This is a genomic window from Limosilactobacillus balticus, assembly GCF_014145615.1.
In the GTDB taxonomy this organism is placed as follows: Bacteria; Bacillota; Bacilli; order Lactobacillales; family Lactobacillaceae; genus Limosilactobacillus; species Limosilactobacillus balticus.
Map to the genome: position 1 here is coordinate 120,953 of NZ_JACIVH010000059.1, position 6,838 is coordinate 127,790.

General features: G+C 37.1%; 11 protein-coding genes. 8 read left to right on the forward strand and 3 right to left on the reverse strand.

Going from position 1 to position 6,838, the window contains the following annotated elements:
• The first annotated feature begins 61 nt into the window (after positions 1-61).
• Entirely contained in the window at positions 62-376 is a 315-nt protein-coding gene (gene trxA, locus H5S10_RS03745) for a thioredoxin (RefSeq protein WP_003666692.1), read from the forward strand.
• Positions 377-430: 54 nt separating this feature from the next.
• Here trxA and H5S10_RS03750 read toward each other — a convergent pair whose 3' ends face one another.
• Positions 431-985 carry a YslB family protein gene (locus H5S10_RS03750; RefSeq protein ID WP_231795462.1) on the reverse strand — a complete coding sequence of 185 codons (555 nt, stop codon included), beginning with the start codon at positions 983-985 and terminating at the stop codon, positions 431-433.
• A gap of 154 nt (positions 986-1,139) precedes the next feature.
• On the opposite strand from H5S10_RS03750, the gene murI reads away from it, so the two are divergent.
• Genes murI through cbpB form a run of 4 tightly spaced genes read left to right on the forward strand, consistent with a single transcriptional unit; the run spans position 1,140 to position 3,520 of the window.
• On the forward strand, positions 1,140-1,943 hold the full coding sequence (gene murI, locus H5S10_RS03755; RefSeq protein WP_182586057.1) for a glutamate racemase: 804 nt from the start codon (positions 1,140-1,142) through the stop codon (positions 1,941-1,943).
• A gap of 1 nt (position 1,944) precedes the next feature.
• Complete coding sequence (locus H5S10_RS03760; RefSeq protein WP_182588759.1) at positions 1,945-2,532, forward strand: XTP/dITP diphosphatase; 588 nt, start codon at positions 1,945-1,947, stop codon at positions 2,530-2,532.
• A 5-nt stretch (positions 2,533-2,537) separates the two neighbouring features.
• On the forward strand, positions 2,538-3,062 hold the full coding sequence (locus tag H5S10_RS03765; RefSeq protein WP_029507904.1) for a metallophosphoesterase family protein: 525 nt from the start codon (positions 2,538-2,540) through the stop codon (positions 3,060-3,062).
• A gap of 14 nt (positions 3,063-3,076) precedes the next feature.
• Positions 3,077-3,520 carry a cyclic-di-AMP-binding protein CbpB gene (gene cbpB / locus H5S10_RS03770; protein ID WP_003666697.1) on the forward strand — a complete coding sequence of 148 codons (444 nt, stop codon included), beginning with the start codon at positions 3,077-3,079 and terminating at the stop codon, positions 3,518-3,520.
• A 108-nt stretch (positions 3,521-3,628) separates the two neighbouring features.
• Here the strand turns inward: cbpB and H5S10_RS03775 are convergent, their stop codons facing one another.
• Positions 3,629-4,465 carry an HAD-IIB family hydrolase gene (locus tag H5S10_RS03775; protein ID WP_182588761.1) on the reverse strand — a complete coding sequence of 279 codons (837 nt, stop codon included), beginning with the start codon at positions 4,463-4,465 and terminating at the stop codon, positions 3,629-3,631.
• A complete protein-coding gene (locus H5S10_RS03780; protein WP_182586061.1) occupies positions 4,455-5,330 on the reverse strand; it encodes a mechanosensitive ion channel family protein in 876 nt (291 codons plus the stop codon). Before H5S10_RS03780 ends, H5S10_RS03775 begins: the two co-directional genes overlap by 11 nt.
• 142 nt (positions 5,331-5,472) lie before the next feature.
• On the opposite strand from H5S10_RS03780, the gene H5S10_RS03785 reads away from it, so the two are divergent.
• From H5S10_RS03785 to tnpA, 3 genes are all read left to right on the forward strand, one after another.
• The gene (locus H5S10_RS03785; protein ID WP_003671904.1) at positions 5,473-5,913 is read left to right on the forward strand and encodes a DUF948 domain-containing protein; all 441 of its coding nucleotides are present in this window, start codon (positions 5,473-5,475) and stop codon (positions 5,911-5,913) included.
• Entirely contained in the window at positions 5,906-6,364 is a 459-nt protein-coding gene (locus tag H5S10_RS03790) for a hypothetical protein (RefSeq protein WP_182586063.1), read from the forward strand. Before H5S10_RS03785 ends, H5S10_RS03790 begins: the two co-directional genes overlap by 8 nt.
• Before the next feature lie 199 nt (positions 6,365-6,563).
• On the forward strand, positions 6,564-6,838 hold a 275-nt coding region (gene tnpA / locus H5S10_RS03795; protein ID WP_182588762.1), incomplete at its 3' end, for an IS200/IS605 family transposase.

Sequence of the window (6,838 nt, forward strand, 5' to 3'; positions counted from 1 at the left end):
AATGACATTTAAGAAGTGATTTGTTAGAATAGCGTTAAGAAAAACAAAGGAGGAATTGAAGATGGCTGTAAACGTAACTACAGATCAAACCTTTGAACAAGACACTGCAACTGGTGTCGATTTAATTGATTTTTGGGCAACTTGGTGTGGTCCCTGTCGGATGCAATCACCAGTAGTCGATGCACTATCTGATAAGATGCCCGATATTAAATTTTTTAAGATGGATGTTGACCAAAATCCAGAAACTGCACAAAAATTCCGGATTATGAGTATCCCTACATTAATGGTTAAGAAAGATGGTAAGGTAGTAGACCAAATCATTGGTTACCATAGTGAAGATCAATTAAAGCAAATTTTACAACAATATGTTGATTAGAAAAAAGCTGGAGAAAAACTTTTTGTTTTCTTCCAGCTTTTTAGTATTTTAAACTTATTTTTTATCTTTTTTCCGTCGTTTTAGTAGTGAATGACGAGTTTCTTTTTTGGGGGCGTCTTCTTTTTCGTCAGGGCGATCAACAGTGATGAATGTTACCATCTCGGATCGTTCATTATCAGCTGAATTTTGTGGATCATTTTGAATCAAAATATCAACATAGTCACGGTGACGGTCAAAGATCTTTGCTTCTGCAACCGTTCCGAGTTGAAATTCTACTTCTTGGGCAAGGAACCCACACTCTAAACCAAAAGAGGTCTCTTCCTCATCTCTTTGAATCCGTTCCTTTACAATTACTCCTGATAACCGCCACAATTGAGAAGTATTGCTTTTTTTACGTAAAGCTAAACGGCCAAAATCTAGCTGATTAGTGAGATATACTAAATCTTCAGTTGTAGCAACAGGATATACTCGAGCGAGATCTTTACCAATCCAATATAGCATCTCATCGGTTTCTTTGCCTAGGATGGCTGGTAAAATCACGTCGCGCATTGTTCCAGCCCCTAGTCCTTGATGACCGGCTATTAACTGATTATATAATTTCTGACTCATATCCACTCGCTCCTTTTTAACAATCATTATTATTATACTTAAATTTCAAGATCTTAATAGGGTTAAACTTGAAAAACTTGCAAAATCTTATAGAGAAACGGATAATATAGTTTCAAGGTTTTAAACGTTTTAATGAATTAACGAGGTGAAGAGAATGGATAAACGACCAATCGGGGTTATGGATTCAGGGTTAGGTGGCCTATCTGTAATTCGTGTACTTCGTGAACAAATGCCCCAAGAATCTGTAATTTTTGTGGGGGATCAAGGGCATTTTCCATATGGAACTAAAACAAAAGAACAGATTCAGCAATTAGCATTACGAATTGGAAAATTCTTGTTAGAACAAGATGTAAAAATGATGATAATTGCATGTAATACCGCGACTGCAGCAGCTCTTCAACTTCTTCAAAACGAATTACCAATTCCAGTAATCGGAGTAATTGAACCAGGAGCTATGGCTGCTACCCAACATCATTATAAAAAAATTGGGGTAATTGGTACCGAATCCACTATTAAAAATGGCGCCTATGCTAAAACATTGGCTAAACTTAATCCTACTCTAAGTGTTATCAGTTCTCCCGCACAGCCACTTGTCTCAATTGTTGAACACGGGCAAACAGGAACAAGTGAGGCACAAAAAGCTGTTGATACTGAATTAGAAGTATTTGAAAAGCAGTCAATAGAAGCTTTAATCCTGGGATGTACCCATTTTCCATTTTTGCAAAAAGAAATTCATAATAAGTTAGGATCTAACGTTCAGTTAATCGATCCTGCATTTGAGACAATCAGACAGGCAAAGGAATTGTTAACTAGTGAAAATCAATTGAGTGATAATTTAACGTCAAGTATCAACCTTTATTCAACGGGAGATGTTAAAGACTTAGTTGCTGGTGCACAAAAATGGTTACCGAATGGCTACAGCAAGTGTGCACATATTGAATTAAACGAGGAAGGTTAAAATGAAAACAATCGTAATTGCAACAAAGAATGCCGGAAAAGCGCGTGAATACCAAGAGATGCTTGCTCCCCTAGGAATTGAAGTAAAAACATTAGCCGATTTTGCACCAATAGCAATTGACGAAAACGGTGAAACATTTGAAGAAAATGCAACAATTAAAGCCACTATCGCTGCTAATCAGCTTCACTTACCAGTTATGGCAGATGATTCGGGCTTAATGGTTGATGCTCTTGGGGGTGCTCCAGGTGTACGCTCAGCAAGGTATGCTGGTGATCATGACGATGCTGCTAATAATGCTAAACTCTTATCAGCATTAAATGGGGTACCTGATGAAAAAAGGACTGCTCACTTCCATACTACCATTGTCGGGATTAAGCCTGATGGGACCAAATTAGTTGCTAATGGCCGAGTTGATGGTCATATTCTTCATCAACTCACGGGAGAAAACGGTTTTGGTTATGACCCGCTTTTTTATGTCGATGAATTAGGCAAATCAATGGCCCAGTTAACTGCAGATCAAAAAAATCAAATTAGTCATCGTGGACGAGCATTACGGTCGTTTATGAAGCAATTTAATGATTGGTGGTAATAAAAATGAAAATACTAGTTGTAAGTGATAACCATCGAGAAGAACAAATTTTGACTGAGATTGTTCAAAAAATGAGAGACCAGGTTGACCTAATGATTCACTGTGGGGATTCAGAATTAGCTCCTGACCAGGACCCAATGAGCAATTTTAAAGCAGTGAAGGGGAACAATGACTATGGGTTGTTATACCCTAATGAGTTGGTAATTAATGCTGGTCAAGAGCAGCTCTATATCACTCATGGTCATTTACAACGGGTCAATTTTTCCCTTACCCCTCTGATGCTTACCGGTCAAGAAAAGAATGCCTCTATTGTGTGTTATGGGCATACTCATCAGTTAGGAGCCGTTTACGATCATCAAATGCTAATAATTAATCCTGGGAGCATCAGTTTTCCTCGTGGTGAATATGCTAAACTTGGGGGAACTTTTGCAATTATTGATGCGCAGCCTGAACGGTTTATTGTTGATTATTATAACCGTCAGATGGAAGCTGTTCCTGAATTACATTGTGAATTCAGTCGTCAGAAATAAAGGAGTGTATTTTTGTGATTGATCAGCGTTTGCAAACTTTATTGCTAAAAAACAAGCAGAAGTTTATGATCCCTGCCAGTTTAGTTGCGACGGTAAACCAAAGTAATAGTTTAGATCATGCATTCTTAGTTCTTACTAAGGATCGTTACGCTAAAATTATTGTGATTGACAACAAAAACCATTATTGCGGTCAGATTTCTTTGGCAATGATTACTGACCAATTATTGGAGACAAAACGGATCAATGTGGAACGCTTAAATGAATTAAAGGTTAGGGATGTGATGCAAACTGATGCGCCAGTTATTCAAGATCCAACTGATATTGAAGAAAATTTACACCTTTTAATTGACCAGTCGTTTTTGCCAGTGGTAGACGATCATAATTACTTTTGCGGAATTGTGACGCGCCGAGAAGTTTTAAAGGCGGTCAATTATACAGTGCATACTTTTGGAAAATAATAAAAAAAGGAACTGGGACATAAGTCAGGTGGCTTTCATAAAAAAATAGCGCAATACAGCAATAGGCCTCCAGCGCCGGTAAAACCGAACCTTGGAGGCCTATTCTTTTTATTGTTCATTTTTAATTAACTGGTTAATAGTTTGTAAGACGCCATCATGATTATTATCAATTGTTGTGGTGTGGGCGGCTTGCATTTGAATAATCGGTTGTGCATTCTGCATTGCGTAACTTTGACTGGTCATTGCTAACATCCCGAGGTCATTTTCATTGTCACCAAACGTAACAATTTCATTTGCTTTTAAATTAAAGTGGGACTGCAAAAGGCTGAGGGCGTTTTGTTTAGTCGCAGCAGCATTACCAATTAAGTCAGTATTAAAGCCCGAATTTTCCATGATTAAAGATGGCGGTAAGTAACTATCTAAGGTTGTTGCAACCTTTTTAAGATCTATATGATTAGCAAAATTAATCGAGATCTTGGTAAAATCTTCAGTTGGCCGTTGAGTAAAAATCTGCCGGATGTCAGGAACGCGCTCCACATTTTCGTAAAATAGTTTAACAATATTGAAATCATGAGCACTCATCCCCTGATCGACATAAGATTTTTCACTAGTAGAGATTACTAATTGATTAATATCTTGCGGGCCATAGAAACGATCAAGAACATGAATAACTCGTGCTAAAGATTCTTGATTAATAGGAAAAGTCTTAAATAATTTGCTTCCTAAATGAATAACTGAACCGTTTTGCGAAATGAATCCCATCTTGGCGGTGTAGTCTTTAAATTCTCGTTGCAACCGTGGGAAACTGGATCCACTAGCAGCGACAAAGTAAATATTATGACGTTCAAGTTGACGAAAGACCTTTGCGAAGAGAGAATGATTGTAAGTATGATCGTCTCGTAAAAAGGTCCCATCCATATCAGTAGCAATTAATTTAATACTCATTAGATGTTCCCTCCCAGGCAATTGGAATATTATTTATTCGTAGTTCTTTAAGATATGCTGCTAAAAAGCGACTAGCGACAGTTGACTGTTTTCCGCTGACTGCTGTTATTGTCACGCGAAAAACGAGCGCACCGTCTGGGGTAACGACTGGACCCACAATGACTGGCTTTAACTGTAGTGCTTTTGTTTGTGGTACTAGTTTTTTATTAACTTGCGTAACAATTTCTTCTACCTTGCTAAGAGGGGTCTTCGAAGTAATCCGAATATCAACGTTGCTAACCATATTATTTCGTGAAAGATTTTGAACAATAGTAATATTACGGTTAGGAATAAAATTAAGTGTCCCATCGGAACTAGTAACTTGTGTGGTACGAATTCCAAGTGCAGTTACTGTTCCTTTGATTTGCCCAATTTGGACAGTGTCGCCAACGTCTAATTGTTGCTCAAGTAGGATGAAAAATCCAGTCACAATATCACTAACAAGGCTTTGAGCACCAAGCCCTAATGCTAAACTAAAAATTCCGGCTCCAGCTATCAGAGTACCCACTGGAACGCCAATTTCTGATAATACAGCGTACAATAAGAAAAAATAACAAGTATAACGATAAATATTTAAGACAAGGGTTTTTACCGTTGCCATTCGGTTGCTATTTTTAAGCACGTTGTATTTTTTTGATTCTTGAAAAAGGTGGACAATGATAACTCGTCCTACCCATAAAATCATTAAAAATAAGACAAACGTAACGATAATTAAAAGAAATTTACTTAAAAGCTGTTGTGAAATTTCGTGCCAGGATAAATCTGTAAAAGCTTTTTTTAATTGTTCCATTTGTTTTGATGTAAGTGAAGTGGCGCCAGTAATCATAATAACCTCCTAAAAAATACTAATAAATATTTTAACAGGGAAGACAAGCTTCTGTCGACTACACTAGATTATCGTTTTTATTTGTTTTATGATATTCTTAGTATTGAATAAGTATTTTGAAAATAAAAGGAGGGATTATCAGATGACTTTTGGCCAGTTGGCAGGGTTAATTGCGGCAATCGCATTCCTAATCTTAGTCATTTTTGCATGTATCCTGTTGAATCAATTGAGTAAGACAATGAAAGAAACAAATAAAAGTATTACAACTTTAACGCGGGATGTTCATTATCTTAGCCAAGAAATGGAGGATGTGCTAAGTAATACGAATACATTGTTAGACGATATTAACCATAAATCCGAACAACTAGATCCAGCGGTTAAAGCAGTTGCAGATGTAAGTCAGAGTGTTTCAGAAGTGAATGCCTCACTTCAAGAAATGGTCGAGAAAGCCCGGTTGCACCGCGAGAAGCGACAATTTGACCGGAGTATTTTTAAGTTTGCAGGAAAGACACTTGTTTTCGATGCTTTCAACAAATTTAGACAGCATCGGAAGCAAAAGAAAGGAATGACAAATAATGAGTAAAAAATTACTTGCTGGGATATTATTAGGTGGAGCCGCAACATATGCTGCATGGAAGAAAATGGCGCCGGCTAAAAAAGAGGCATTGAAAGAAAGCGTTGATGAAAAGATTAATAAGGTTGCTGATTATGTGACTGATTATACCTTAGACGCATTAGACATTGTCGATGACCTTATGAGTGATTCTAACTTGAATGATAAGGTGAGCGGCGCTGCGGATGCTGTTAATAATGTTAAAGGTAAGGTAAAAGATAGTGCCAGTAAAGTAGTTAATCATATGACTAATGATGACTTTGATAAGCAAACTGCTGATATTCGTGAGGAATTAGCGAAGAATAAAGAAGCAGATGAAGATAATAATGATATTATTATTGATGCTACTAGTGATCAAAAGCCAGTATCTACTGAAGACAATGAAGCAGGTCAAGATGACGCTAAGACAGCCGATAAATAATAAAAAAGCTGAGGGAATTCCTCAGCTTTTTTATTTAATGTCTTTAGACCTAGTTGAGTGCGTGAGCAAAGCGAATGCACGAAACAAAAAACCACCTGCTATGCGGGTGGGCGATAAAAATTATATAAAAAAGGCCTCTTTTGCCTTAAGATGTAGGTGTTCAAGCCAAAGTCAATAAGGGAAAAGAGGTTGTATAAATATGGCTAATAAATTAAATAGCTTAGCCCATACGAAGTGGTTATGTAAGTATCACATCGTATTCATACCAAAGTATAGACGTAAAGCGATTTTCAATCAATACCGAAGAGACCTAAGAGATTATATTCGTTTGTTGTGCAAATATAAGGGAGTAGAAATAATTGAAGGTCATATGATGCCAGATCATGTGCACTTGTTAGTAAGTATTCCGCCGAAGCTAAGTGTATCGCAGTTTATGGGATACTTAAAAGGGAAAAGTGCATTAATGATGTTTGA